The following is a 25,884-nucleotide window of genomic DNA, read 5'->3' as shown; positions in this document are numbered from 1 at the left end:
TATATCTATTTTTGGATCGATTTGAAGAGAAACAAATGATGTGTGCAGAAAAACGATAAAATTCCAAAGCGAACGAATATTTTGATAATGATAGAAAGGGTGGAGATTTGTCAATTAGGGGTGATGTGTTATGTATACATATTATAGTAATCGTGCCAAAGAGTATGAAACGGTATATGATAGAGACGATGCAGTGAGACAAGCGGAACAATTCATATTACAACAAAAACTGAAAGAGTTATTTCGTGAGAAGGAAATTCTAGAAGTCGCTTGTGGTACAGGATATTGGACGCAATATGTAGTGGAAGTCGCTGCGTATATTACAGCAATAGATTACTCTGAAGAAGTACTAGATGTAGAAAAAGCAAAGGAACTTCCAAAAGAAAGAGTTTCTTTTCATAAAGGAGACGCATTTGAGTTGGGAAGATTCCAGAAAACATTTCAAGGAGCATATGCAAACTTTTGGTTCTCGCACATTGCAAAAGAAGAAGTCACTAATTTTCTAGAACAATTTCATAAAGTGTTAGAAAAAGGAGCAATGATTTGCTTCGCAGATAATATGTATAATGAAGGAATTGGTGGACAGCTTTTATATAAAGATGGAGATGAAAATACGTATAAAGTTCGTTCACTTGCTAGTGGAGAACATTATGAAATTATAAAGAACTATTATACGAAAGAAGAACTGATAGCTACCTTTGAACTTTTTGCAATAGATTTAGAAGTTCATATGGGTGAATGTTTTTGGTGGATTACATACACAGTAAAGTAAATGGGGGAGAATGGATGTATACAACATTTTTATTTGATTTAGATGGAACATTAACAGATCCGAAAGAAGGAATTGTAAATTCGGTTTTATATGCATTGCGAAAAATGGGAATAGATGAACCGAATCAGAAAGAGCTAGATTCTTTTATTGGTCCACCAATTCAGCATTCGTTTGTAGATAGATACGGAATGGACGAAAAACAAGTAGAGCAAGCTGTTACATATTTTCGTGAATATCTAAAGCGAAGCGGCCTACTTGAGAATAGTGCATATGAGATGATTCCCTATATTTTACAAGAGTTAAAAGATGAAGAGAAACGATTATTTGTTGCAACTTCAAAACCCACTGTATTTGCAAAACAAGTTTTAGAACACTTTAACTTGATTCATTTTTTTGAAGAAATTGTTGGTAGTAATTTAGATGGAACCCGAATAAAGAAAGATGAAATTATTGAATGTATTTTGCATACAAATCCAGAGTTGCAAAGAGAAGAGGTAGTGATGATTGGGGATAGAAAGCATGACATGATAGGAGCTAATTGTAATGGGATTGACTCTATCGGTGTATTGTATGGATATGGGAGTGAAGAAGAATTAAAAGAAGCAGGAGCGACACATATTGTGAAACATGTCGAAGAGTTGCGAAGCTTTTGTGCAAAAGACAGAAGTTTTAAAATATAAAACAAAAAAGCAAATCCCTTTATAACGAGTAATAGTTAAATGTTTTCGTTTAAAGGGATTTTTCATATGTAATAGAATAGTAATAAATATGCTGTTTTAATTATAAAAATTTTGTTAGAAAAGGAGGAGGAATGTCAGTATTTGAATCGTTATAAAAGCGATATTTTGTAGGGATACATAGAAAAAATCCGGATTAAAAAGATTGAATTTTCAATCAAATGGAGGTGAGAGAATTGGAGCTAGTTATTATTTTATTAGCACTTAGTTTACTTATGTTTGTTGCCTATAGAGGATTTTCTGTTATTTTATTTGCACCGATTTTTGCTCTATTTGCAGTATTTTTAACAGAACCTAGTTTTGTACTGCCTTTCTTTTCGAATATTTTTATGGAGAAAATGGTAGGCTTTATTAAGTTGTATTTTCCAGTTTTCTTACTAGGTGCTATTTTCGGTAAAGTAGTAGAAATGTCTGGAATTGCAGATTCCATTGCTAAGACAATTATTGAAATAGTAGGTGAAAAACGGACCATTTTGGCTATCGTTTTAATGGGTGCTGTTTTAACTTATAGCGGTGTCAGTGTTTATGTTGTTGTGTTTGCAGTATATCCATTTGCTGCAAAGTTGTTTCGTCAAGCGAATATTCCGAAGCGCTTAATACCTGGAACAATCGTTCTTGGAGCTGTCACGTTTACGATGGATGCACTCCCAGGATCACCGCAAATTCAAAATGTAATCCCGACAACATTTTTTAAAACAGATATTTATGCAGCACCTATACTTGGTATTATTGGTGCTATTTTTGTCTTAACGTTAGGATTGATCTATTTAGAGAGTCGACGTAAGAAGGCGAAAGCAGCTGGAGAAGGATATTTTGGTTTTGAAGATGGGAATTCTGAAATGGCAGCATCACTGGAGTTAGAGCAAAAGAATCATACTTCTCTTCAAAGTATTGAGATTTCAAGAGTACAGCAAGTCGTTGCTTTTGTACCACTTATTTTAGTAGGAGTTATGAATAAGTTTTTTACAATAACAATACCAAAATGGTATCCAAATGGTTTTGATTTTTCCTCAATTGGAATGAAATCGTTTGGTAAGGTAGAGTTAAGCGCAGTACTTGGTATTTGGTCGGTAGAATTAGCACTCATCATTGGGATTATAACAACGCTTTTATTATATTGGAAGCGTGTTGTAACAGGATTTCAAGCAGGATTGAATACAAGTATTGGAGGAGCATTGCTTGCAACAATGAATACAGGAGCAGAATTCGGTTTTGGTGGCGTAATTGCAGCACTTCCAGGGTTTGCGATTATGCGAGATAGCATTTCTGCAACATTTACCAATCCACTCGTAAATGGAGCTGTGACAACGAATATTCTTGCTGGTATTACAGGTTCGGCTTCAGGTGGAATGGGAATTGTTTTAAGCGCTATGGGTGATAAATTTATTGCAGCGGCAGAACAATATCATATTCCGCTTGAAGTTATGCACCGTATTGTCTCAATGGCATCGGGGGGAATGGATACACTGCCACATAACGGAGCAATTATTACAATCCTTACTGTTACAGGGTTAACGCATAAACAATCGTATCGTGATATATTTGCTGTGACAATATTGAAAACGGTCGCTGTATTTTTAGTAATTGCCTTTTATACATTTACAGGAATCTACTAATAAATTTATTAGTCTGGGGAAGGAAATAATTAATCGAAGTGGAATATTACATTTGATAATTTATACAATGGAAATTTCACATTATAAAATATTTAGTAGGGAAAGAAGGGGTGGAGTATTTGCAAGAAATCGCTGAATTTCGTATGCCAAAGAACGTTTTGTATGGGAGAAATTCACTTGATAAATTAGGGGAACAAGCAATTAAATTAGGAAAAAAAGCTTTTATTATCAGTGATTCTATTATGAAAAAGCTTGGCTATATCGATGCGTGCGTGAAACTACTAAAAGCGAAAAAAATAGATGTTATTACTTATGAAAATGTAAATGCGGAACCAACAAACATTCATATTTTGGAAGCGTTAACGATTTGTGCAGAGTCGAAATGTGATTTTATCATTGGGCTTGGTGGAGGAAGTTGTATTGATGCGGCAAAAGCTGTAGCAGTGCTTTCTACAAATGGTGGAGAGATTGAAGAGTATGCTCAAAATCATGTGGAAATAGAAAAGCAACCATTACCACTTATTGCAATTCCGACAACATCTGGTACTGGATCGGAAGTGACCAGTGTTGCTGTTATTACAAATACAAAAACAGATGTCAAAATGATGATTAAGCACCCAAATTTCACGCCACAAATCGCGATTATCGATCCCTTATTGACACGTTCTGTTCCACCGAATATTACTGCAGCAACAGGTATTGACGCACTATGTCATGCAATTGAAGCATATCTTTCTAGATTTTCGCAACCGCTTACAGATGTACTAGCACTTGCGGCAATTGGAGCGATTATGAAACACTTGCGGATTGCCTATGGAAATGGGACAAATATAGAAGCACGAGAAGCAATGATGATTGCTTCCTTACAAGCTGGCATTGCTTTTTCAAATGCATCGGTCACTTTAGTTCATGGAATGTCACGTCCAATTGGAGCGCTATTTCATGTACCCCATGGTATATCAAATGCGATGTTACTACCAGCAGTTTTAGATTTTACAAAAATTTGCTCAGTCAAACGCCTTGCAGATGTTGGGCGGATTATAAATCCGGAATTACATTCATTATCTGATGAAGAGCTTGCTAACCATGCTATTTTTGAAATAAAGAAACTCTGTTTGGATCTACGTATTCCTAATCTTAGGGAGTACGGAATTGATCAGGTTGAATTTGAAAATGCTCTTTTAAAAATGGCGAAAGATGCATTGGCCAGTGGGAGTCCGAGTAATAACCCACGCATCCCTTCTTATCATGAGGTGAAAAAATTGTATCGTATATGTTTTGACTATCAATATGAAAATTCTATAAGTACCTCAATAGAATTCTGAATATTATTAAAATATTTCCGCGGAAATGAAAAGGGGTGCAGGAGATGGAATTAGTAATTATTTTATTGGCTCTTTGCATGCTGATGTTTGTTGCCTATCGTGGTTTTTCGGTTATATTATTTGCCCCAATTTGCGCGCTATTTGCGGTTTTATTAACAGAACCAAGTCACGTATTACCTTTTTTCTCTAATATTTTTATGGAAAAAATGGTCGGGTTTATTAAATTATATTTTCCAGTATTCTTACTCGGAGCAATTTTCGGTAAGGTAGTAGAAATGTCAGGGATTGCGGAGTCTATTGCAAAAACTATTATTCAGCTAGTTGGTGTCAAACGTTCCATACTAGCAATAGTTCTAATGGGGGCTATATTAACTTATAGTGGCGTTAGTTTGTTTGTAGTTGCTTTTGCGGTATATCCATTTGCAGCTAATTTATTTCGAGAGGCTAATATTCCAAAACGATTAATACCAGGAACAATTGCTCTTGGAGCGATTACGTTTACAATGGATGCGCTTCCGGGGACACCGCAAATTCAAAATGTTATTCCAACCACGTTTTTTAAAACAGACATTTATGCAGCTCCATTTCTTGGAATTATTGGGGCAATCTTTGTATTTCTTGTTGGTATGTTGTATTTAGAAAGAAGACGAAAAAAAGCCGAAGAAAGTGGTGAAGGGTATTATGGGTTTGAAAAAGAAAATCCTGAAATGGCCGCAACAACAGAAACAGAACAAAATATAAAGCCAGCTATTCATGCTTCTGAAATTACACCGCTTCGTCAAGTACTTGCTTTTGTACCACTTATTTTAGTAGGGGTAATGAATAAAGTGTTTACAGTATTGATTCCAACATGGTATCCAAAGGGTTTTGATTTTTCATCGATTGGATTAAAGGCGTTTGGTAAAGTAGAACTTTCCGGTGTGCTAGGTGTATGGTCTGTTGAACTAGCACTATTAATCGGAATTATTACAACGATAATTTTAAATTGGAAACGCTTAGTCACAGGATTTCAAGCCGGCTTAAATGCAAGTATTGGTGGTGCATTGCTTGCTGCTATGAATACGGGAGCAGAATATGGTTTTGGAGGGGTTATAGCGGCATTGCCTGGTTTTGGTGTCATTCGAGATAGCATTTCTACAACGTTTACCAATCCGCTTGTTAATGGTGCAGTTACTACAAACGTCCTTGCGGGAATTACTGGATCAGCATCAGGAGGCATGGGTATTGCTTTAAGTGCGATGTCGGAGAAATATATTGCAGCAGCAGAGCAATATAATATCCCATTTGAGGTTATGCATAGAGTTATTTCAATGGCATCAGGAGGAATGGACACATTACCACATAATGGTGCCGTTATCACATTATTGGCAGTAACTGGATTAACGCATAAACAATCATATCGCGATATTTTTGCACTTACGATTATTAAAACATTGGCTGTTTTTGTGGTGATTGGTGTTTATAGCTTAACGGGAATTGTATAATATATTTGTGATAATTGGTAAAACACGACTTTAACATTTAAGTAAAAGTCGTGTTTTATTATGTGAAAAATGTATAATAATAACAGAAAGATAATCTGTTATTCTAAACAAGGAGGATGGAAATTATGAAAATGATTGGTCTTATTGGTGGAATGAGCTGGGAGTCTTCTTCTGAATATTATCGCATTATTAATGAAGAAGTAAAAAAGAGATTAGGAGGATTACATTCAGCGAAATGTCTTTTGTATAGTGTTGACTTTGAAGAGATTGAACAATGCCAATCTGAAGGTAATTGGGAAAAAGCGGGAAGCGTATTAGGAGAAGCTGCATATTCTCTTGAGAAAGCTGGCGCAGACTTCATTGTTATTTGTACGAATACAATGCATAAAGTGATTAGTAATATTCAAGATAAGGTGAGTATCCCTATTTTACATATTGCGGATGCAACAGCTATGGAAATAAAAAAACAAGAGATTCAAACAATTGGTTTGCTTGGAACAACATATACCATGGAACAAGATTTTTACAAATCACGTATAGAGGAGAATGGAATAAAAGTAATTGTTCCAAATGAAACTGATAGGGAAATAGTAAATAGAATCATATATAACGAGTTATGTTTGGGAAAGGTTAATCAAACATCAAGAGATGTCTATAAAGAAATAATAAATCGTTTCGTACAAAATGGGGCAGAAGGAATTATATTAGGGTGTACGGAAATAGGGCTATTAATAAAACAAGAAGATTCTCAAGTTCCAGTATTCGATACGGCTATCATACATGCGGTTGCAGCTGTAAATACAGCTTTAGATTAATGGTGATTATAATTTTATTATGTAAACAAATATTCGGTATTATAGATGGAAAACATTCAGAAAATACTTTATAATGTAAGTGGTTACAAAAAAGGGGGAGTATGGATGCTTTCACTTAGGCCAATTGCTTTTGTACATAATGAAAGAAAAATGATAATGGATGATGAATGGGGAGATGTACAATCTCTTATTACATTAACGGATTCATATGCAGAAGAGAGTATACAAGGAATTGAAGATTTTTCACATATTGAAGTAATCTTTTATTTTCATAAAGTGAAAGATGAACAGATTCAATCTTCGGCTAGACATCCACGAAATAATAAGGAATATCCGAAAATAGGTATTTTTGCACAGCGGGGAAAAAATCGTCCAAATCGATTGGGGGCGACAATTGCAAAAGTTGTAAGGCGAGAAGGAAAATCAATTGTAGTTGAAGGATTAGATGCAATTGACGGTACACCTATATTGGATATAAAGCCTGTTATGAGAGAATTTTTACCGAATGAAGATATTTTACAACCTGAATGGGTAACGGACCTTATGAAGGAGTATTGGAAAGGAAGCGAAGTAAAGTGAAAATATATGAAGCGACAATTGAAGATTTAGATGGAGTAGCATCAGTATTTAATAATTATCGTACCTTTTATAAACAAGAGTCGAATGTGGAAGAAGCAAGAGTATTTTTGCGTAATCGCATAGAGCGAAAAGAATCTGTAATTTTTGTAGCTGTTGAAGATGGGGAGTACCTTGGATTCACACAATTATATCCTTCTTTTTCATCAGTTTCGATGAAAGAACTATGGATTTTAAATGACCTATTTGTACAAGAAGGTAAACGCGGCGCAGGTATTGGAAAAAAATTATTAGAAGCGGCTAGAATTTTCGCACTAGAGAACGGTGCAAAAGGATTAAAATTGCAAACAGAAATAGATAACATATCAGCACAGCGATTATATGCCGAGAATGGATATTTGAGAGATAATCGTTATTTCCATTATGAATTAACTTTCTAAATTCAATATTAATACAGGCGAAAATACAAACCGAACTCTATCATTCAACGTATATTACTATTGTGCCAGTACCTGTGAATACAACGTACAATATTATTTGCGATTGCTTGTAGATTTGTATATGAAAAATAAGAACCCTAACATATTACTTTTGATTAATATGTTAGGGTTTTTTAATAAGGTGCTTCTTAAATTTGTGTTGTAATTCGTTTCAGAATCCAAATGACAGCATCTTGAAAGTTTTCTGCAATATAACTCGGTTCAATATGAGCCCAGTTATCGCGATATGTATGTAATGCGTCATGCCCGGCACCCGTTTGAACTAATATCGTTGTTGCATGAACATTTGCACCTGCAACGATATCAGTCCAGCGATCACCAATGACGATACATTTTGTTAAATCCAGTTCATGTTTCTTTGCTGCTTGTAGAAGCATACCTGTACTTGGCTTTCGACATTCGCATCCATCTCCATGTCTGTGAGGACAAAGATAGACGTCATCAAAACCAAAGGCTTCTAGTTCTTGGGTAAAATCTTTCACGGTTGCTTTTCCATCAGCAATGCCAGGCTGGTTTGTAAAGGAAAATAATTTTATATTTTGTTCTTTTAATGCACGTAAGGCGTCTTGTGTAAATGGAAATAAGGTAAATTCACCAGGATAATGTACGATAGTATCTCCTCCGATGGTTCCATCACGATCGATAAATATTGCTTGAATGTTTGTCATAATAGTAGTTCCCTTCAACTAGTAAATTAAAAGTATTTTACAAATCGATATCCGTTTATTTCGTATCCTAATTTTTTATAGAATGGATGAGCATCTTTTCTTTGCGTACCACTTACAAGCCATGTTCCAATACAGTTATGCTCTCTAGCTAACTGTTCAGCATACTCCATTAAAATTTGTCCAATTCCTTTTCTTCGTGCTGTGGAGTCAACACTAATAATGGATATTTCCCCGTATCGTGTCACATCTTCTAAGTTCTCACGTATACGAAATCCAAGGAATCCAAATATATGATCATCTTCTTCGTAAACATATAAGGAGTCAAATGGGCTCATTTCAACAAATTGTAAGCGGTTTTGCATGTCTACATAAGAAATATCAGAACCTTTTAATTCTTTTGTTAGTGAACAAAGTGCTTCTATATCGTTCACAGTTGCTTTTCGAATGTGAGATTTCATACTCTCAACTCCATCTGTAAATATAAATTAATAACTCCAAATGTTAAAGATTCTGTTAAAAAGTGTTTTTTCCTGCTAGTAATACGAATATTTAATATATTAGATATATAGAATGATATTTTAAGAAGAAATATGTTATGATTTTCCTGGGGTTTATTGTAAGTGGGAAGAGGGGAAGTAATTTGTTACAGGTCAATATTCGATCAGCGGGTTATGAAGCAGGAGAAAAAACAATCCATGATATAGCATTTTCAATTGAAAAAGGTGAACTAGTTGCTCTTATTGGTGCAAATGGAGCTGGGAAAAGTACGACAATTAAATCAATGCTTGGCTTACTTGCAAATATGGAGGGTGAAATTTCGTTTGGTGAAAAAGAGAATCCGTATGCATATGTGCCAGAACACCCAACGTATTATGATTATTTAACATTATGGGAGCACATTGAATTGTTAATGGCTGCACGTGGGTGTGAAATAGGGAGCTGGGAGGAACGTGCACAGGAGTTATTACATACATTTCGAATGGAAAAGCATAAGCATGAATACTTATCAAAGTTTTCAAAAGGTATGAAACAAAAATCAATGTTGATTTTGGCTTTTTTAACGGAACCAGACTTTTATATTATTGATGAACCGTTTATTGGATTAGATCCAGTAGCAACACGAGAATTTTTAAATTTCTTATATAAAGAAAAAGAGCGGGGAGTAGGGATTTTACTGTGTACTCATGTGCTAGATACAGCGGAAAGAATCTGTGAACGATTTTTACTTATTTCACAAGGAACGTTATTAGCAAACGGTAATCTACAAACAATTCAATCCCTAGCAGAAATGCCAGAGAGTCCATTATTAGATTGTTTTGATGCAATCGTAAGGCGGGAACAACATGATGAAACAACAATTTTATAAAAGGTTGCGTCATGAACTGAAAAGAAAATGGAAATCCATTCGGTCTGTAACTGATTGGACAGTCGCATTATATTTTATCGTTCCAGTACTTGTATTTAGCGGGATTTATTATCGTTCGTTATGGACAAGAGAATTATCTGCAGAAGAACCGGCTTATTTTTTATTGAGCTTGTTTGTATTTTTCTTTGTTACATATTCAAGAGGAATGCGTTCGTTTTTTGAGCAAGCAGATAGCCTGTTTTTAATTCAGCATCCAGTTCACATAAGAAAATTAATGAAATATGGCATGGTATACACATGTATTCGAATAAGTATAACAAATATCATTGTAACGCTCATTATGTTACCTATATTGGTTAAGAGTATGGGAGCTTCTCTTTTACAAGTCGTATTATTTTGGCTGTCCTTTACCGTTTTTCGGTGTATGTTATCACTATTGGTAAGATATATAGATGTGCGTGGAGGGAAGCGCTGGGTATTATGGATTGTAAAGATTATCGTATTTTTTATGAGTTTTATTTGTTTGGGAAGTGGTATGTTTTTAGGTTTTAAACATCCAGTATATGCAATGCTATTTATCATTGTATTGATTGGAATTAGTTTGATATTGATAAAACAAAAAATGAACTATCAACGTTTCTTTTTTAAGGAAGTTGAAAAAGAAAAGGAAGAGGGTATGCGCTGGACAAGGGAAATCATGCACTTTAGTGGTCAAATAACGAAGCCAAGTAATAACTCGAGACCATGGTTGTTTCCACGTTCGAAGCATATACTAGGGAAAAAATCTGATTCGCGTATTATTGAATCATTTTTTAAGGAGTATTTTCGATCAGGTGCTTCTTTAAGTTTTTATATTAAAATTATCTTTATGAGTGCAGCATCGATAAAAGTAACACCATGGTGGATTGCGCTTATTATTATTGTATTTGCCTGTGTTGCAATTGCACGTTATTCAGGGGATCAATGGAATGAATTTGTTAAAAAAATGTTTCTCCAATTATATTGTGATCAGGGGAAGTTATTATTGTTAAAAGGAAGAGCGGGAATGTGCTTGTTTGTTCCGGCTGTTTTGATTTACGGCATAGTTATACTTGGCCAGTTTTATTTATTACCAGCTATTATCGTAGGAATCCTACTATTAATATTAATAGGCTGGATTGTATTCATACCATAGAAAAAAGAGCCAAATGGCTCTTTTTTAGTCTGTAATTGACTGGTAAATAAAATATAAGAGAACAAAAATGCTCACGACGGAGTACATGACATCTAGAGTCATTAAAAATCCTCCTCACTATTGTTGTACTTATATTATATGAAATCTGACTATTACATATTCAAATGAAAAAAATATGAAAGTTAATAAATTTGTAAAGTGCAAAAATTAGCATCATTTTGTATAATGGAAGAAACAACCGTTATACAAATATAAGTAGTGAAAGGGGAGGGAATAAAAAATGCCAAATTGGTTTAGAAAGACGTTAGTCGCATTAATTACTGTATTTACATTTGGTTTAGTGACGCCTCCTTCTATTTTGCTTGATAATGCAAAAGCGGACAAGCCTACAACAAGGCAACAAAATTTGGAGCAGACGTCCTATACATATGAAGAAAATCGAGAGAGGTTAACCGCAGAGACCTTTGTGACCTATGCAATGCAAGAGGCTGAGAAACAATCTATGCAAAAGTTTGGTTCTAAAATTGGACCTGTCATTGAAGATGAATTTAAAGATATTATTTTACCTAAAATAGAAGAAGCAATTGCAGAGCTTACAACAGATGTACCGGAAGAGTCTTTACAATCATTAGCAATTTCACAGAAACCAGCAGGCGGCAATAACGAAAAGATTTTTCATGTATATGACACGAAAACAGGAAATGATTTACTACGTTTCCATGTAAGGCGGGATCATCCGCCACAAGATGGATATTATTTTAATTTCCACTACCATCGCTTTGATGATGGATATACAGCGCATCATGAGTTAGGAGATATTTATTGGAATACGAATATGCCGCCGAAATGGCTGTCGTGATAAAAAGAACGAGGAGATGTCCTTGTTCTTTTTTGTTTTTTATAAATGTGAAAATTAAAGGTGAAACGGATCTTAACAGCGAATAGAATATGTTTAGATTTGTTCAAAAAAGAGGCTAAGGGAGTATTCATTATGTTGAAATATGTTGTATTTGATTTTGACGGTACATTAGTAGATTCACAAGATATATTTGTTCCTATTTATAATCAACTTGCTGAGAAGCATGGGTATAAAACGGTAAGTGAAGAAGAAATTGAACCTTTAAGAAAATTATCTATTCCTGAAAGGTGTAAACAGCTGCATGTACCACTTTATAAATTGCCTATATTAGCGCTAGAGTTTTATAAACTATACCAGCCAGCTATTAAAGATCTAGTCTTATTTAATGGTATGAAGGAAGTGCTAGATGAATTACATAGAAAGGGTTATGGAATAGCAGTAATATCCTCTAATTCAGAAGAGCATATTAGAGCATTTCTACATAACAATCAAATAAAAAATATTCAAGAAGTTTTTTGTTCAAAAAATTTGTTTGGGAAAGATAAAATTATCAAGAAATTTTTAAAAGAAAAAAAGTTAACAGAAGCTGATATGTTGTATGTTGGTGATGAGCAACGAGATATTGTTGCATGTAAAAAAGTTGGCGTAAATGTCATATGGGTTGGATGGGGATATGATGTGATGGAAACGGTCAAAGAAGATTCTCCAAATTATATGGTAGATACACCAAATGAAATTTTACATATAGTTGAGTCTGTTCAGTGAATGACCCCTCCTTAACACTCTTACGAGTCGTTTGAAGAAGGGGCTTCCTGTTTCATAGAGTGTTGCTGCTTGAGAATTCAAGCAGTCTTACATACTCTCCACAGGCGTCGTTTATACTGTTTGGACACAACCTTGCCCTACAGTTTCAGTCTTCAGTCGTTCTCACAAGTAATTGTTCTAACCCTTTTCTGTTGGAGTACTGTTAAAATGACAGAAAGGAAGAGAAGGGGATGCAGCAGTTTGAACCTGGTATTCATCATATTGAATTTTGGGTAGCAAATTTAGAGGAATCCATATGTTCTCTACCATTGGCTGGAAACAGTTGAATGAGAGTGCATTTAGTACAGGGAAGATTGAAATATATTTCAAGGAAGTAGATGAAAAGATTGTAAGAACGTTAGGGCCGAGGCATATTTGTTATCAGGCTGTTAGTAGAACTGTAGTTGATGAGGTCACTAATTTCTTACAAAATGTACAAGTGGAGATTATTCGTGGGCCGATTGAGATGAATCATTACTCAGATGGATATTATACTGTGGATTTTTATGATCCGAATGGGTTTGTTGTAGAAGTGGCTTATACGCCTAATGTGGAAATGTGAGGAGAGATCTTATTGGGATAAATAATAGAGGAAAGTATAGCTTCCCTCTATTATAAGTTTAGATTGTTGTATTTTTATTTAATCTTCGTAAAAGTAAGAGGCTGTGTACTTAACATAACTGGTACATGTAATTGGATTGTTTGGAATTCCCCTTTTATATCCATCTCATAAGCAAGCAACACATTCATTTCTATTTGGAATAAGTCTAATGTTGCATAAAACATATCATAATGATGGTGATGTAACCGAACTTTTAGTTCTGTGAACTGTAAATATAACTCTTCATTTTGTTTATACACTTCTAGTGTTCCGTAAGCAGGGTGTTCGAATGTTCCAATATAGTCTTCTAATGCATGAGAAGGTACGGTCTCTTTTACTTGTTCTGGAAGTGATTGGTTTACTTCTTTCATCATTTCTTTCAATTGAGCGGTGTCTTCTATAGCACGCTTATGCCAATCAATTGTTTCCAATCCGAGGAGTTCGTCATAGATTTGATTTGCAAGATAACTAGGAAGTAAGGTGCTTCCGGCGTTCGTTAATATGACAAGGCCTATATTTTCTTTCGGAATAAATGAGACAAGTGCAGAAAATCCATCGATACCTCCGCTATGATGAATTACTTTATAGCCACGGTAAGAACTAATAAACCAACCAAGACCATAACTATTTACTGGTGATTCAGGGGGCGATAAAAGTGGCTGATCAGGAATTGTATTGTGCGGCGCATACATTTGTTGTAATAATTCAGAAGATAGTAATTCGTGATCTCCTGTTTTTCCTTGATTAAGATGGAAAAGCACCCAATTTGCCATATCTGCAATTGTTGAATTGATGCATCCAGCAGCTCCTACTGTATCAATATTACGGAATGGTATCTCTTTTATTTCTCCATCTTTCTCAACGTAAGGCAATGCGCAGTCATTCGTATTTTGTGAGTCTGTGACAGAGAAGTTTGTTTGCTCCATTTGAAGTGGTGCTAAAATATGTTCTTTGGCGTATTGCTCCCATGTCTGATTTGTAATGTTTTCTACAATATAGCTAATTGTTGCATACATTAAGTTGTTATATAAGAAAGCTGTGCGAAATGGTGCATCAAGTGATAAATGCTTTATTTTTTCAACGATGTCTTTTCGAGTTAAGGAAGAGTTGTACCAAAGAGCATCATGACGACTAACGCCAGAGCGGTGGGAAGCTAAATCACGTGCTGTAATTTGGGAGCTTGCAAGCATATCTGATAAAGCGAAGGTAGGGATATAAGATTGAACAGGAGTATCCCAATCAAACTTTTTTTGTTGTGCTAATAGGCTTAAAGATAGGGTGCCAAATGCCTTGGTCGCAGATCCAATTGCAAAGCGTGTTTGAGGCGTAACCGGTTTTTTCTGTTTTGAATCACGATAGCCAAATCCTTCTGAAACAATGACTTCTCCATCTTTTATAACTGCAACAGCAGCCCCTGGCACGTTTAAATCTTTCATCATTTTCTCAATCGTTGTTTGTAATGTGCTAACAACAGGGATTTCGATTTTACTCATGCTTCTAACCTCCAAATATTATTTTATACTTCCGCACTATATTTTCTTTGATTAGAAGTTAAATACCTCTCAAAAGGTGAAAAATTAAGAATTTTGTAAGATTCATTAAAATTGATACTCCGTATTAGATTTCTGTTAATACTTATAATATAGAAATGTTTTTTAATAACAGCTTTTATTAATTTTGTTATGCATCAAGGTTTTTTGTATGATAAACTCCATATAGGAAATAGATGCGAAAGAGGGTTTTTCTTACATATGAAACATGCTGAATATGAATACTTAAATCTGTGTCGCCATGTGATGGAGCATGGTACAAAAAAAGAAGATCGTACAGGAACAGGGACTGTATCTGTATTTGGATATCAAATGCGTTTTGATCTTAGCAAGGGATTCCCTTTGTTAACGACAAAGCGTGTGCCATTCCGCTTAGTAGCTAGTGAACTTCTTTGGTTCATGAAAGGCGATACAAATATTCGTTATTTACTACAAAATAACAATAATATTTGGAATGAATGGGCGTTTAAAAGCTGGGTAGAAAGCGATGCGTATGAAGGGCCAGATATGACGGACTTTGGACTTCGCTCTCAGCAGGATGAAGAGTTTAAGAAACAATATGATGAGCAAATGGATTTGTTTAAAAAGAATGTACTGGAAGATGATGATTTTGCAAATCAGTATGGCTATTTAGGAGATGTATATGGAAAACAATGGCGTGCTTGGAAAACGACAGCAGGTGAGACGATTGATCAGTTAAAAGATGTAATCGAAATGATTAAGAAAACACCAGATTCTCGTCGCTTACTTGTTTCTGCTTGGAATCCTGAAGATGTGCCAAGTATGGCACTTCCGCCTTGTCATACGCTATTTCAATTTTACGTAGCAGACGGAAAGCTTTCGTGTCAGTTATATCAACGAAGCGGTGATATTTTCCTTGGCATTCCATTTAATATTGCAAGCTACTCATTGTTAACACATTTAATTGCGCATGAATGTGGTTTAGAAGCAGGAGAGTTCGTTCATACGATTGGAGACGCACATATTTACACAAATCATTTTGAACAAGTGGAAAAGCAGTTAGCGCGTGAACCACGCCCGTTTCCAACGCTAAAATTAAATCCAGATGTAAAGTCTGTTTTTGATTTTGAAATGGATGATTTAACATTAGAAGGTTATGATCCACATCCTACAATTAAAGCGCCTGTCGCAGTGTAAACGCAAAAGGAGATGAAAATATGATTATTTCATTTATGGTCGCAATGGATGAAAATAAAGTCATCGGTAAGGATAATAAATTACCGTGGCATTTACCAAGTGAATTGCAATATGTTAAGAAGACAACAATGGGTCACCCACTTATTATGGGGAGAAAAAACTATGAAGCGATTGGAAGACCACTTCCAGGAAGACGAAATATTATCGTAACGCGCAATATGAATTATCATGTAGAAGGCTGTGAAATTGCGCAGTCAGTAGAAGAAGTATTTGAGTTATGTAAAAATGAAGAAGAAATTTTTATTTTTGGTGGAGCGCAAATTTACGAATTGTTCTTACCATATGTGAACAAGCTTTATATAACAAAGATTCACCATTCATTTGAAGGAGATACATTCTTCCCAGAAATGAATATGAAAGAGTGGAAAGAAGTTTTTGTGGAAAAAGGTGTTACGGATGAAAAGAATCCGTACACATATTATTATCACATATATGAAAAACAAAAATAATCATAAAAAGATTGATGTGTATGTTCACATCAATCTTTTTATTTAGATAATAAGATAAAACTTTATGAATGAACTTTTTTGATGATATAATGGTAGAGGTTGTAAGTTTTAGTAGCTTAGGAAAAATCCATAAAAGACAGATTTATATTTATTATTTCTTTGCTTAACTAAAGGAGGAGAATCGGTTGAAAAAACTATGGGGATTGCTTTTTCTTTGCTTCACACTCATGCTAGTAGGATGTGGTAAAGAAGAAAAGCCAGCACAAGCATTTGATACATATGCAAAAGCGTGGAATAAGCAAAAATTTGCAGATATGTATGATCAATTATCAGAAGATGCAAAAAAATCTATTTCAAAAAAAGATTTTACAGAGAAGTACGAAAAGATTTATGCGGGTATTGAAGTTAAAAATCTAAAGATAGAAACAGGAAAAGTAAAAGAGGATAAAGAAGATAAAGGGCCAGTTCCTTTTAATGTGAGTATGGATACAGTTGGTGGGAAGATTTCCTTTTCGCACGAAGCAAAGCTTGTGAAAGAGAAAGATGGAGATAAAGAATCTTGGAAAATAGACTGGACTCCAGATTTTATTTTTCCAGGCATGACAAAAGACAGTAAAGTACGTATGCAAACGTTTCAAGCGAAGCGTGGGGAGATATATGATCGTAATGGAAAAGGACTTGCAACGAATGGAAGAGCAAATGAAATTGGCATCATTCCAGGTAAACTAGGAGAGGCTGCACCACAGACAAAGGAAACAATTGGAAAGTTACTGAATATGTCTGTAGAAGAGATAGATCAAAAGCTTGCGGCAAAATGGATTAAACCGGATTCATTTGTACCAATTGGGATTTTACAAGAAGGTGCAACGCAAAATGATTATATTTCTTTAGACGGTGTAACGACTCGACAAGTTAATGTTCGTACATATCCATTGGGAGAGGCTGCTGCTCATTTAACAGGATATATGGGGAAAGTGAATGCAGAAGATTTAAAGGATTTACAGAAAAAAGGATATCAGGCAGATGACCCAGTTGGAAAAGCTGGTTTGGAACAAGTATTTGAAGAGAAGCTACGTGGTAAAAAAGGTGGCCGTGTCTTCATGGAGGATGCACAAGGAAAAGAGAAAAAAGAATTAGCTAAAATTGAAGCAAAAGATGGAGAAAATGTTACGTTAACAATTGATAGTACAGTTCAGGAAAAAATCTTTAACGAAATGAAGGGAGAAGCTGGTTCAAGTGCAGCGATAAATCCGCAGACTGGTGAAACAATTGCACTTGTGAGTAGCCCTGCGTACAACCCGAATGTAATAGTAAGAGGTGCATCAAAAGCACAACGTGAAGCATGGAATAATGATCCGAAAAAGCCAATGACAAATCGCTTTACACAAGCATCGGCACCAGGTTCTGTATTTAAAGCAATTACAGGTGCAATTGGTCTTGAAACGAAAACAATTGATCCAAAAGAGGAATTGAAAATTGAAGGATTACAATGGACAAAAGATTCTTCATGGGGGAATTATTATGTAACACGTGTAAAAGATGCAAGTCCAATTGATTTTGATAAAGCCATGAAGTTTTCTGATAACATTTACTTTGCACAACAAGCAATAAAAATTGGGAAAGATAAATTTATGAGTGAAGCAAAGAAATTTGGATTCGATGAAAAGTTACCAATCGAATATCCATTCCCGGTTTCAAAAATTGCAAAAGATGGTATTAAAAATGATATTCAAATGGCTGATACAGGGTATGGACAAGGCCAAGTATTAATGACGCCTCTTCATTTGGCATTAACGTATGCACCGATTGTAAATGAAGGGAATATACCGTCTCCACATCTTATTAAAGATGATAAACAAGTTAAACCTTGGAAAGAAAATGTAATTTCTAAAGGGAACCAAGATATATTAAAAAATGCGTTAACAAAAGTAATTAATGATGAAGATGGTACAGGGAAAATTGCTAAGGTTGACGGTATGACTCTCGCTGGAAAAACGGGAACAGCTGAGTTAAAAGAGTCGAAGGAAGCAGAGGGAAAAGAACTTGGATGGTTCGCTGCTTTTGATGTAAATTCACCGAATATGATTGTTACGATGATGATTGAAGATGTAAAAGGCCGGGGTGGAAGTAACGTACCTGGTGAAAAAGTGAAGCATGTTTTTCAAAAGTAATACTTAAGAAAAAGCTATCTCCTTAAAAAAGGAGATAGCTTTTTTCGTGAAGATTGAATAATAAAATGTGAATATTCAATGAAATGGAGATAGGAGAATTATCTACTTACGAAAAAAAAGTAGCTATTTTTTATTGACAGAAAAAGAATGTTTTTGTATTATACTTACATAAGGTAAGTTATTTACTTTTTATTAAAAATCTCAAATTAAAGATAATTATTAAGGGAGAGAATAAAAATGACAAAAGTACTATTTATTACAGCAAATCCAAATTCAGCGGAAGCATCTTTCGGTATGGCAGTAGGGGAATCATTCATCGAAGCATATAAAAATGAACATCCACAAGATGAAGTGGTAACAATTGATCTATTTAACACAACTGTACCAGCAATTGATGCAGAAGTATTTGCAGCTTGGGGTAAATTCGCAGCAGGTGAAGGCTTTGAAACGTTAAGCGAGAGCCAACAACAAAAAATTGCAGCAATGAATACAAACTTAGAAACATTTATGAATGCAGATCGTTATGTGTTTGTAACGCCAATGTGGAACTTCAGTTATCCACCAGTAGTAAAAGCATACTTAGATAACTTATCTATCGCAGGTAAAACTTTTAAATATACTGAAAACGGACCAGTTGGTTTACTAGAAGGGAAAAAAGTACTTCACATTCAAGCTACAGGTGGCGTTTACTCTGAAGGACCATACGCAGCAATGGACTTTGGCCGCAAGCATTTAAATGCAGTATTAGGATTTATGGGTATATCTGATGTAGACTACCTTGCGGTTGAAGGTATGAATGCAAACCCTGAAAAAGCACCAGAAATTAAAGAAGCGGCAATTGCAAATGCTCGTGAATTAGCAAAACGTTTCTAATATAGAAAACTCAAAAATGTCCAAACGCTTGTCGTTTGGACATTTTTTCTTCTTTTTCCTTCGTTTGTCTAGTATAATGAAGGACGGAATGAGAATAAGTGGGGGTTCTATATGATTCAAACGTTTTTTAAAATCTTTTATTTAATTGTAATTGTAATTGGTATTACACCGAGATTATGGCGTATAAAACGAAAAGCACAGACAATGTCGCCACAAGAAAAAGATCGTCTCGTGTATAAAACGACAAACTGGTTTGGTAAGAAAATGGTTCGTGTAGCTGGGTCGACTGTACAAGTAAATGGAATTGAAAATGTGCCGAAAGATAAACCGGTCCTTGTTGTAAGTAATCATCAAAGTGATATGGATATTCCAGTCTTACTTGGGTACTTGAATAAACCAATTGGATTTGTTTCAAAAGCAGAAATTAAAAAATTTCCGATTGTACCAACTTGGATGGAATTGATGAATTGTGTGTTTATGGATCGTAGTAATCGTCGGCAGTCGCTCCAAGCTATTAAAGATGGAATTGAACTTTTAAAGAATGGACATTCTATCGTAATTTTCCCAGAAGGAACGCGCAGTAAGGGCCGCGAAATGGGGGAGTTTAAAGCAGGAAGTTTTCATCTTGCTGTAAAAGCCGGAGTAGCTATTTTACCAGTAACTGTAGACGGAACATATAAGATGTTTGAGGCGAATGGAAATCGCATGAAGCCTGCTCATGCAACAGTAACCATTTCTAAACCAATTACACCTGAGCAATATGCAAGTATGGATATAAAAGAATTAACACAGTATACGAACGATATTATTGCAGCTCAATTACATAAGTAATAAAAAAGTCTCAGCTTGAAAAAGCTGAGACTTTTTTTATGCAACAGGCAATACATAAAACAAGACGCAGAAGAACATCATTGCACTACCACCTAATACAAAAAGGTGCCAAATTGCATGGTTGAAGGGCAGCTTTTCCCAAAGGAAAAATATAGCCCCTACTGAATATAGAATCCCACCGATTAACAATAGTGAAAATCCATGCCCGGTTAAATTTTCATAAAGTGGTTTAATAGCGACGATAATGAGCCAGCCCATAATGATATAGCACAGTGTTGACATTTTAATAAAACGGCGTACAAAGAAAATTTTGAAAATAATTCCACCGATGGCCAGCGTCCAAATAATTGCAAGTAATGTCCAGCCGAGTGGCCCTCTTAGAGTAATTAGTAAGAATGGTGTATACGTGCCGGCAATTAAGAGATAGATGGCCGAGTGATCTAAAATCGTAAATAATTTTTCTACTTTCGGGTGGTGGATGCTATGTAATAGCGTAGAAAACAAATATAGTAGAAACATGCTCACGCCGTAAACTGTAAATCCAACAATAGCAGATACAGTACCATGCTTTGATGCATGCATAATTAGTATTATTAATGCAGGAATGCTTAAAATGGCACCGATGCCATGGGTAATCGCATTGGCAATTTCCTCTTTTACGAATTGCGTCATTCGTGTTATTTTTTGAGTCATAATTTGATTCCTTTCATGTTTGATGAAGTAAGGTGTAATTTCCTTTACCATATCATATACATAAGAAATAGAAAATGAAAATTGTTTAAGTGATTATATTTTCAAATTTTTTTGACAAAAGCTAATGGATGCATTGACGTTTACAAACTTTTTTGACAAAATAAAATTAAGTGAGATTAAGGAGGAAGTCATATGCCAAATATTGGGGTTCCGGGTTTAATATTAATTTTAGTACTCGCTTTAATTATTTTCGGTCCAAAAAAGTTACCTGAAATTGGACGAGCTTTTGGGGAAACATTAAAAGAGTTTAAAAAGTCTGCAAAGGGTTTGCATGATGATACGGAAGAAAAGAAATAAATTTCACTAGGTTATTTTGTTTCTATGCTATATAGCGAGTGGGGAATGTGGTGATAAGAGTGGACAATCAAGAGATGAGTGTCATAGAGCATCTTGGAGAGTTAAGAAAGCGACTCATTATAACAGCGCTGACGTTTCTGATTTTTATTGTCATTGGCTTTTCGTTTACGAAAGAAATATATAATTTTATCGTAAAAGATTTAAATATGAAATTAACTGTTTTAGGTCCAAGTGATATTTTATGGATTTATTTTGTGATTGCAGCTGTCTTTTCAATTGTATGTACAATACCAGTTGCAGCTTTACAAATTTGGTTATTTGTAAAACCAGCCCTACATGAACATGAGCGTAAAATGACAATTCTGTATATACCGGCATTATTTCTATTATTTATTGGAGGGCTTTGCTTCGGCTATTTTCTGATTTTACCATTTATTTTGCAATTTTTAATGAGTCTTGGTGATGATATGTTTCAGACAATGTTTACGACGGATAAGTACTTTTCGTTTGTGATGAATATGACAGTACCATTTGCTGTGATATTTGAACTTCCTGTCGTTACGATGTTTTTAACTAGCATAGGTGTTCTTAATCCAATAGCACTACAAAAGGTGAGAAGATATGCGTATTTTATTTTAATTGTAATTGCTGTTTGTATTACACCACCAGACTTTATTTCTGATTTTTCAGTAGCGATACCACTTCTTGTAATTTATGAATTAAGTATTACAGCATCAAAGTTTGTGTATAAGAGGAAAATAAAAAGAGAAATGAATACAGAATCAAAAAGTGCCTCATTATAAAGGCACTTTTTTTATTTATTTGTTATACTATACTTATAACTGTATACAATATAAAGAAGAAAAAAATTATAGAATCTCCGAAATTTAGACAAACTTTTCACTATTGTAAGTTTATACTGAAGTTATAAATCCAATAAAAAAGAGGATTGATATCGTGATTATGAAAAGTTTTTATTTCACTCATTCAACAGGGAATTGTATCAAAATATTTGAAATCCCTGTCCTACAGACACAACACCCATTAGCATTTCTAATTCAGTCACGTCTTCAACTATTTATTGCTAAAATTCAAAAACAAAAACAACCGAGATTCTCATACTCTTTTCGCGAATATTTACAAAGTTGCTTAAAGTGGAATGATTATTCAAATGTATATCAAACAAACTCGCTTGAAAAAAATGCATAGTCTAAAATAGAGGCAGAGCAAATAAGCTCTGTCATTTTCTTTTTAGACATAAAAATCAAAGAAATTTGTCAGAAATTACTTCAAACTGTTGAAAGCATTGTGAATACTAGTATAATAACAAGGAGAGCGTATTGGAAAGGGAAGAAGTAAAATATGCAAAAAATTAAAATTGTTACAGACTCAACGGTGGATTTATCACAAGATGTGATTCAAAAATATGATATTCATGTTATTCCATTGTCGATTTCTGTAAATGGAAAAACATACTTAGATCGTGTAGATTTACAGCCGGATGAATTTATTGAAGAAATGCAAAAATCAGAAGAATTACCAAAAACATCACAGCCAGCAGTCGGATCGTTTGTTGAAATGTATGATCGTTTAGGGGAGGACGGTAGCCAAGTTCTTTCCATTCACTTAACGCATGGTTTAAGTGGGTCAGTTGCAACAGCTAATACTGCAGCAACGATGACAGATACGAAAGTTACAGTGGTAGACTCATTGTTTATTACGCATGCTTTATCATATCAAGTAATTGAAGCAGCAAAAATGGCGAAGGAAGAACGTTCTTTAGAGGATATTTTAAAGCGTGTTGAAGAAGTTCGTAAAAATACTCGTCTATTTGTAGTTGTTGATACGTTAGAAAACCTTGTAAAAGGCGGTCGGATTGGAAAAGGAACAGCTATGATCGGATCTTTATTAAACATTAAGCCAATTGCAAGTATTGATGACGGTGTATATAATCCTGTCGCGAAGGTACGCAGCCAAGGTCAAATTGTGAAAACATTGATAAAAATATTTGAGGAAGATATAGCTGGTAAAACAGTAAAGGCGGTAGCTGTACCACATGCGAAAGCATTACCATTAGCGCAAAAAATGAAAGAAGCAGTTGAAAAAATTAGTGGATTTACACAAACGGACATTTTTTACACAACGCCTATAATTAGCACACACACTGGTGTAGGGGCAATCGGATTTTCATATTTTGCTGAATAGAAAAAGAGCTACTTGAGGGTAGCTCTTTTTATCTTTTCATCTACAGCAACATTTTAAATGAATGAGACTATTTAGGAGTGAGGAAGAAGTTCTATTAACTGAGATGTTATAACTGATTGTAATAGACAATGATAATCGTGATAATGGCGCTTATTGAAATCATAAAGCGTCGTTGTAAATACTCCCTCATATAATATTCCTTTCTCCTTTTATCGGTTCTTATATGAACAGAAAATCAGTAGTTCATTAAAGCCTTAGTTTATAATATGCATAAAAGGGGAAAGGGATTTATAATTTTGCGTGTTCCTTTATAGATTCTTTTTCCTCAGAGGGCATTTTTTCTGGAAAATACGTTTGACCAAGAAATAATACGTGAAGTTGTTCCCAAGATAACATACGTAAATTCCAGTTGTTACGAAGTCGGGTAATCGCTTCTCTAGGTGTCTCATCAGCAAGTGCAAATGTACCGTAATGCATTGGAATGAAATGCGTTGCTTTTACGTCTAAAAAGGCTTGCACTGCTTCCTCGGGGGAAACATGTGATATTTTCATAAACCATTCTGGTTCATATGCACCAATAGGCATTAAGGCGATATCAATAGAAAATCGGTTGCCAATTTCTTTAAATCCTCGGAAATAGCCACTATCACCACAAAAATAAATTGTTTCATCTGTTGTACTATTATCGATAACCCATCCACCCCAGTGGGAAGTATTCATATCAAACAATGATCTTCTTGTCCAGTGCTGCGCCGGTACGAAGTGAAATGCTACATCATTAATTTTTGTGAATTCCCACCAATTATATTCTTCTACTCGCATAAACTTTTTTCTTGTAAATAACTTTTTTAATCCAGTAGGTACTAAGTATAGAACATCTGAATTCAATTGACGAAGTGTGGAAAAGTCCAAATGGTCATAATGACCGTGTGAAATGAGGACAATATCAATCTTAGGTAATTCCTGTAATGTAAGGCCAGGATTCGTTAGCCTCGGTACAAGCTTTATTTTCTTTGACCATACTGGATCTGTTAAAATGTTGAGCCCGTTTGTTTGTATAAGGAATGTTGAGTGACCTATCCATGTAATTGTTGTTTTTTCAGTGTTCGTTCGTAAAAACTGGCTACTCTTTACAGGTGATTGTTCTACTAGATAAGAAAAATCTTTTTTGTTTTGTTTTCGTTCTTTACGCCAACGTAAAAAAGAACGAAGTGGTTTTTTTGTACTAACATTATCCATGTTTTCATAGCGGTTTGCCATGAACATCACCTCATTTAAAATCTTTGTAGTTGTATTGTATCGAAATGTTGTAAAGGAAAAAAGTGAGGGAAATTGATTAACGATTAAAAAATTGTAAAAAATAGTGTGGATATCTTTACAAAGCGAGTGACTTATTGAAAATTATTGTGTAAAGAGACAGGAAGGAGATAATTTTAGTAAACAATGAAACAGTTGTCTAGTAATTCGCTCGAAAATAGGAAGTAACATACCTAAATTCGTACGATTTCGTGAACAAATGGGCTAAACAATTTTCGCATAGTGTTTACTTTTGTTATGATAAACATGTCATACATAAATTTAGGAAAGAGAAGAGAGGTTTGAAAATGAAGCGTTATCAAAAGCTGATTGGTCTCATAGTTGTTTTTTGCTTCTTTATACTTGCAGGATGCGGCTCAGGATCAAAACTCCGTAAACCATTAAATTGGGATTTAGAAACTTTTCAATACATAAATCAAGATGGTAAGAAGTTTGGTACAAAAGATTTAAAAGGGAAAGTATGGGTAGCTGATTTTATGTTTACCAATTGTCAAACGGTTTGTCCTCCGATGACTGCGAATATGGCAAAGTTGCAGAAGATGGCAAAAGAGAAAAAGTTAGATGTTCAATTCGTTTCGTTTAGTGTAGATCCTGAACTTGATAAGCCAGAGAATTTGAAAGCATTTATACAAAAGTTCACAGAGGATACAAGTAATTGGAACTTGTTAACTGGTTACTCATTGGAGGATATCACGAAATTTTCAAAGGATAATTTCCAATCGCTTGTAGATAAACCAGAGAATGGGCAAGTTATCCACGGAACATCGTTTTACTTAGTCGATCAAGAAGGCAAGGTAATGAAAAAGTATAATGGAATTAGCAAAACACCGTATGAGGACATTTTACGTGATATGGAGCGACTCTTGAAATAAAAGAAGGATGCCCAGCATCCTTCTTTTTGTATATGGAAAATATATATATAA

At 34.7% G+C, this 25,884-nt stretch carries 27 protein-coding genes and 1 pseudogene; 23 read left to right on the top strand and 5 right to left on the bottom strand.

Translation table 11 applies throughout. The annotated features are described in order from the left end of the window. Positions 1-130: 130 nt before the first annotated feature. The 8 genes from ACM6HU_RS18815 (at position 131) to ACM6HU_RS18780 (ending at position 7,765) form a co-directional block, all read left to right on the top strand. Positions 131-772, top strand: a complete 642-nt coding sequence (locus ACM6HU_RS18815; RefSeq protein WP_016131373.1) for a class I SAM-dependent methyltransferase — start codon at positions 131-133, stop codon at positions 770-772. A gap of 14 nt (positions 773-786) precedes the next feature. Next, positions 787-1,452 (top strand): HAD family hydrolase, encoded by a 666-nt coding sequence (locus ACM6HU_RS18810; protein ID WP_016131374.1) that lies wholly within the window; start codon positions 787-789, stop codon positions 1,450-1,452. A 233-nt stretch (positions 1,453-1,685) separates the two neighbouring features. Then, positions 1,686-3,125, top strand: coding sequence for a GntP family permease (locus ACM6HU_RS18805; RefSeq protein ID WP_016131375.1), 1,440 nt, complete (start codon positions 1,686-1,688; stop codon positions 3,123-3,125). Between the two features lie 110 nt (positions 3,126-3,235). Next, positions 3,236-4,450, top strand: a complete 1,215-nt coding sequence (locus ACM6HU_RS18800) for an iron-containing alcohol dehydrogenase (protein ID WP_016131376.1) — start codon at positions 3,236-3,238, stop codon at positions 4,448-4,450. A 44-nt stretch (positions 4,451-4,494) separates the two neighbouring features. Continuing rightward, positions 4,495-5,934 carry a GntP family permease gene (locus tag ACM6HU_RS18795; protein WP_016131377.1) on the top strand — a complete coding sequence of 480 codons (1,440 nt, stop codon included), beginning with the start codon at positions 4,495-4,497 and terminating at the stop codon, positions 5,932-5,934. A gap of 125 nt (positions 5,935-6,059) precedes the next feature. After that, positions 6,060-6,749: an aspartate/glutamate racemase family protein gene (locus tag ACM6HU_RS18790; RefSeq protein WP_016114689.1), complete on the top strand. Its 690-nt coding sequence runs from the start codon at positions 6,060-6,062 to the stop codon at positions 6,747-6,749. A gap of 105 nt (positions 6,750-6,854) precedes the next feature. Beyond that, on the top strand, positions 6,855-7,328 hold the full coding sequence (locus ACM6HU_RS18785) for an SAM-dependent methyltransferase (RefSeq protein WP_016131378.1): 474 nt from the start codon (positions 6,855-6,857) through the stop codon (positions 7,326-7,328). Continuing rightward, positions 7,325-7,765 (top strand): GNAT family N-acetyltransferase, encoded by a 441-nt coding sequence (locus tag ACM6HU_RS18780; RefSeq protein WP_016114691.1) that lies wholly within the window; start codon positions 7,325-7,327, stop codon positions 7,763-7,765. The genes ACM6HU_RS18785 and ACM6HU_RS18780 overlap by 4 nt, the downstream gene beginning before the upstream one ends. Positions 7,766-7,953: 188 nt before the next feature. Here the strand turns inward: ACM6HU_RS18780 and ACM6HU_RS18775 are convergent, their stop codons facing one another. After that, positions 7,954-8,493 (bottom strand): HAD-IIIA family hydrolase, encoded by a 540-nt coding sequence (locus ACM6HU_RS18775; RefSeq protein ID WP_016131379.1) that lies wholly within the window; start codon positions 8,491-8,493, stop codon positions 7,954-7,956. A gap of 26 nt (positions 8,494-8,519) precedes the next feature. Further along, a complete protein-coding gene (locus ACM6HU_RS18770) occupies positions 8,520-8,951 on the bottom strand; it encodes a GNAT family N-acetyltransferase (RefSeq protein ID WP_016131380.1) in 432 nt (143 codons plus the stop codon). Positions 8,952-9,133: 182 nt separating this feature from the next. On the opposite strand from ACM6HU_RS18770, the gene ACM6HU_RS18765 reads away from it, so the two are divergent. The 5 genes and pseudogenes from ACM6HU_RS18765 (at position 9,134) to ACM6HU_RS18745 (ending at position 13,258) form a co-directional block, all read left to right on the top strand. Continuing rightward, the gene (locus ACM6HU_RS18765; protein ID WP_016114694.1) at positions 9,134-9,859 is read left to right on the top strand and encodes an ABC transporter ATP-binding protein; all 726 of its coding nucleotides are present in this window, start codon (positions 9,134-9,136) and stop codon (positions 9,857-9,859) included. Further along, the gene (locus ACM6HU_RS18760; protein WP_044880807.1) at positions 9,837-11,033 is read left to right on the top strand and encodes an ABC transporter permease; all 1,197 of its coding nucleotides are present in this window, start codon (positions 9,837-9,839) and stop codon (positions 11,031-11,033) included. Before ACM6HU_RS18765 ends, ACM6HU_RS18760 begins: the two co-directional genes overlap by 23 nt. 280 nt (positions 11,034-11,313) lie before the next feature. Next, the gene (locus ACM6HU_RS18755; protein ID WP_003207109.1) at positions 11,314-11,892 is read left to right on the top strand and encodes a YpjP family protein; all 579 of its coding nucleotides are present in this window, start codon (positions 11,314-11,316) and stop codon (positions 11,890-11,892) included. 132 nt (positions 11,893-12,024) lie between these two features. Then, entirely contained in the window at positions 12,025-12,657 is a 633-nt protein-coding gene (locus ACM6HU_RS18750; RefSeq protein ID WP_016131382.1) for an HAD family hydrolase, read from the top strand. Between the two features lie 230 nt (positions 12,658-12,887). Further along, positions 12,888-13,258, top strand: a pseudogene (locus ACM6HU_RS18745) (VOC family protein). Between the two features lie 74 nt (positions 13,259-13,332). Here the strand turns inward: ACM6HU_RS18745 and ACM6HU_RS18740 are convergent. Further along, positions 13,333-14,790, bottom strand: a complete 1,458-nt coding sequence (locus ACM6HU_RS18740) for a serine hydrolase (protein ID WP_016131385.1) — start codon at positions 14,788-14,790, stop codon at positions 13,333-13,335. Positions 14,791-15,048: 258 nt separating this feature from the next. On the opposite strand from ACM6HU_RS18740, the gene ACM6HU_RS18735 reads away from it, so the two are divergent. The 5 genes from ACM6HU_RS18735 to ACM6HU_RS18715 all read left to right on the top strand — a co-directional run bounded on the left by ACM6HU_RS18735 (position 15,049) and on the right by ACM6HU_RS18715 (position 20,389). Next, on the top strand, positions 15,049-16,005 hold the full coding sequence (locus tag ACM6HU_RS18735; RefSeq protein ID WP_016131386.1) for a thymidylate synthase: 957 nt from the start codon (positions 15,049-15,051) through the stop codon (positions 16,003-16,005). A 20-nt stretch (positions 16,006-16,025) separates the two neighbouring features. Continuing rightward, positions 16,026-16,514 carry a dihydrofolate reductase gene (locus tag ACM6HU_RS18730; RefSeq protein ID WP_003197378.1) on the top strand — a complete coding sequence of 163 codons (489 nt, stop codon included), beginning with the start codon at positions 16,026-16,028 and terminating at the stop codon, positions 16,512-16,514. A gap of 185 nt (positions 16,515-16,699) precedes the next feature. After that, the gene (locus ACM6HU_RS18725) at positions 16,700-18,685 is read left to right on the top strand and encodes a penicillin-binding transpeptidase domain-containing protein (RefSeq protein ID WP_016114700.1); all 1,986 of its coding nucleotides are present in this window, start codon (positions 16,700-16,702) and stop codon (positions 18,683-18,685) included. Between the two features lie 237 nt (positions 18,686-18,922). Further along, entirely contained in the window at positions 18,923-19,558 is a 636-nt protein-coding gene (locus tag ACM6HU_RS18720; RefSeq protein WP_016131387.1) for an FMN-dependent NADH-azoreductase, read from the top strand. Between the two features lie 111 nt (positions 19,559-19,669). Next, positions 19,670-20,389 (top strand): lysophospholipid acyltransferase family protein, encoded by a 720-nt coding sequence (locus ACM6HU_RS18715; protein WP_016131388.1) that lies wholly within the window; start codon positions 19,670-19,672, stop codon positions 20,387-20,389. A gap of 36 nt (positions 20,390-20,425) precedes the next feature. On the opposite strand, the gene trhA is transcribed toward ACM6HU_RS18715, so the two are convergent. Continuing rightward, positions 20,426-21,082: a PAQR family membrane homeostasis protein TrhA gene (gene trhA, locus ACM6HU_RS18710; RefSeq protein WP_016114703.1), complete on the bottom strand. Its 657-nt coding sequence runs from the start codon at positions 21,080-21,082 to the stop codon at positions 20,426-20,428. Positions 21,083-21,274: 192 nt separating this feature from the next. Between trhA and tatA the strand changes: the two genes are divergently transcribed. From tatA to ACM6HU_RS18690, 4 genes are all read left to right on the top strand, one after another. Beyond that, complete coding sequence (gene tatA / locus ACM6HU_RS18705; RefSeq protein WP_001132888.1) at positions 21,275-21,439, top strand: twin-arginine translocase TatA/TatE family subunit; 165 nt, start codon at positions 21,275-21,277, stop codon at positions 21,437-21,439. A 74-nt stretch (positions 21,440-21,513) separates the two neighbouring features. Further along, complete coding sequence (gene tatC / locus ACM6HU_RS18700) at positions 21,514-22,242, top strand: twin-arginine translocase subunit TatC (protein WP_016114704.1); 729 nt, start codon at positions 21,514-21,516, stop codon at positions 22,240-22,242. 154 nt (positions 22,243-22,396) lie between these two features. Then, positions 22,397-22,648, top strand: coding sequence for a DUF2535 family protein (locus tag ACM6HU_RS18695; protein WP_016131389.1), 252 nt, complete (start codon positions 22,397-22,399; stop codon positions 22,646-22,648). A 153-nt stretch (positions 22,649-22,801) separates the two neighbouring features. Beyond that, the gene (locus tag ACM6HU_RS18690; protein WP_016131390.1) at positions 22,802-23,644 is read left to right on the top strand and encodes a DegV family protein; all 843 of its coding nucleotides are present in this window, start codon (positions 22,802-22,804) and stop codon (positions 23,642-23,644) included. 288 nt (positions 23,645-23,932) lie between these two features. Here ACM6HU_RS18690 and ACM6HU_RS18685 read toward each other — a convergent pair whose 3' ends face one another. Then, a complete protein-coding gene (locus tag ACM6HU_RS18685; RefSeq protein ID WP_016131391.1) occupies positions 23,933-24,904 on the bottom strand; it encodes an MBL fold metallo-hydrolase in 972 nt (323 codons plus the stop codon). A 344-nt stretch (positions 24,905-25,248) separates the two neighbouring features. Here ACM6HU_RS18685 and ACM6HU_RS18680 point away from each other — a divergent pair, with 344 nt between their 5' ends. After that, positions 25,249-25,833 carry an SCO family protein gene (locus ACM6HU_RS18680; RefSeq protein ID WP_016131392.1) on the top strand — a complete coding sequence of 195 codons (585 nt, stop codon included), beginning with the start codon at positions 25,249-25,251 and terminating at the stop codon, positions 25,831-25,833. The last annotated feature ends 51 nt before the right edge of the window (positions 25,834-25,884 follow it).

Origin of the sequence: Bacillus sp. IT-79MI2, assembly GCF_949768135.1 — a bacterium.
GTDB classification, from domain to species: Bacteria; Bacillota; Bacilli; order Bacillales; family Bacillaceae_G; genus Bacillus_A; species Bacillus_A pseudomycoides.
This window is presented reverse-complemented; position numbering and strand designations above follow the sequence as displayed.

What these genes read in the sequence shown, in the direction of transcription:
- ACM6HU_RS18685 (WP_016131391.1), bottom strand. Translation starts at nt 24,904, where the DNA reads ATGGCAAACCGCTATGAAAACATGGATAATGTTAGTACAAAAAAACCA.
- ACM6HU_RS18790 (WP_016114689.1), top strand. Translation starts at nt 6,060, where the DNA reads ATGAAAATGATTGGTCTTATTGGTGGAATGAGCTGGGAGTCTTCTTCT.
- ACM6HU_RS18740 (WP_016131385.1), bottom strand. Translation starts at nt 14,790, where the DNA reads ATGAGTAAAATCGAAATCCCTGTTGTTAGCACATTACAAACAACGATT.
- trhA (WP_016114703.1), bottom strand. Translation starts at nt 21,082, where the DNA reads ATGACTCAAAAAATAACACGAATGACGCAATTCGTAAAAGAGGAAATT.
- ACM6HU_RS18785 (WP_016131378.1), top strand. Translation starts at nt 6,855, where the DNA reads ATGCTTTCACTTAGGCCAATTGCTTTTGTACATAATGAAAGAAAAATG.
- ACM6HU_RS18735 (WP_016131386.1), top strand. Translation starts at nt 15,049, where the DNA reads ATGAAACATGCTGAATATGAATACTTAAATCTGTGTCGCCATGTGATG.
- ACM6HU_RS18775 (WP_016131379.1), bottom strand. Translation starts at nt 8,493, where the DNA reads ATGACAAACATTCAAGCAATATTTATCGATCGTGATGGAACCATCGGA.
- ACM6HU_RS18750 (WP_016131382.1), top strand. Translation starts at nt 12,025, where the DNA reads ATGTTGAAATATGTTGTATTTGATTTTGACGGTACATTAGTAGATTCA.
- ACM6HU_RS18795 (WP_016131377.1), top strand. Translation starts at nt 4,495, where the DNA reads ATGGAATTAGTAATTATTTTATTGGCTCTTTGCATGCTGATGTTTGTT.
- ACM6HU_RS18760 (WP_044880807.1), top strand. Translation starts at nt 9,837, where the DNA reads ATGATGAAACAACAATTTTATAAAAGGTTGCGTCATGAACTGAAAAGA.
- tatA (WP_001132888.1), top strand. Translation starts at nt 21,275, where the DNA reads ATGCCAAATATTGGGGTTCCGGGTTTAATATTAATTTTAGTACTCGCT.
- ACM6HU_RS18810 (WP_016131374.1), top strand. Translation starts at nt 787, where the DNA reads ATGTATACAACATTTTTATTTGATTTAGATGGAACATTAACAGATCCG.
- ACM6HU_RS18815 (WP_016131373.1), top strand. Translation starts at nt 131, where the DNA reads ATGTATACATATTATAGTAATCGTGCCAAAGAGTATGAAACGGTATAT.
- ACM6HU_RS18715 (WP_016131388.1), top strand. Translation starts at nt 19,670, where the DNA reads ATGATTCAAACGTTTTTTAAAATCTTTTATTTAATTGTAATTGTAATT.
- ACM6HU_RS18730 (WP_003197378.1), top strand. Translation starts at nt 16,026, where the DNA reads ATGATTATTTCATTTATGGTCGCAATGGATGAAAATAAAGTCATCGGT.
- ACM6HU_RS18755 (WP_003207109.1), top strand. Translation starts at nt 11,314, where the DNA reads ATGCCAAATTGGTTTAGAAAGACGTTAGTCGCATTAATTACTGTATTT.
- ACM6HU_RS18690 (WP_016131390.1), top strand. Translation starts at nt 22,802, where the DNA reads ATGCAAAAAATTAAAATTGTTACAGACTCAACGGTGGATTTATCACAA.
- tatC (WP_016114704.1), top strand. Translation starts at nt 21,514, where the DNA reads ATGAGTGTCATAGAGCATCTTGGAGAGTTAAGAAAGCGACTCATTATA.
- ACM6HU_RS18680 (WP_016131392.1), top strand. Translation starts at nt 25,249, where the DNA reads ATGAAGCGTTATCAAAAGCTGATTGGTCTCATAGTTGTTTTTTGCTTC.
- ACM6HU_RS18770 (WP_016131380.1), bottom strand. Translation starts at nt 8,951, where the DNA reads ATGAAATCTCACATTCGAAAAGCAACTGTGAACGATATAGAAGCACTT.
- ACM6HU_RS18720 (WP_016131387.1), top strand. Translation starts at nt 18,923, where the DNA reads ATGACAAAAGTACTATTTATTACAGCAAATCCAAATTCAGCGGAAGCA.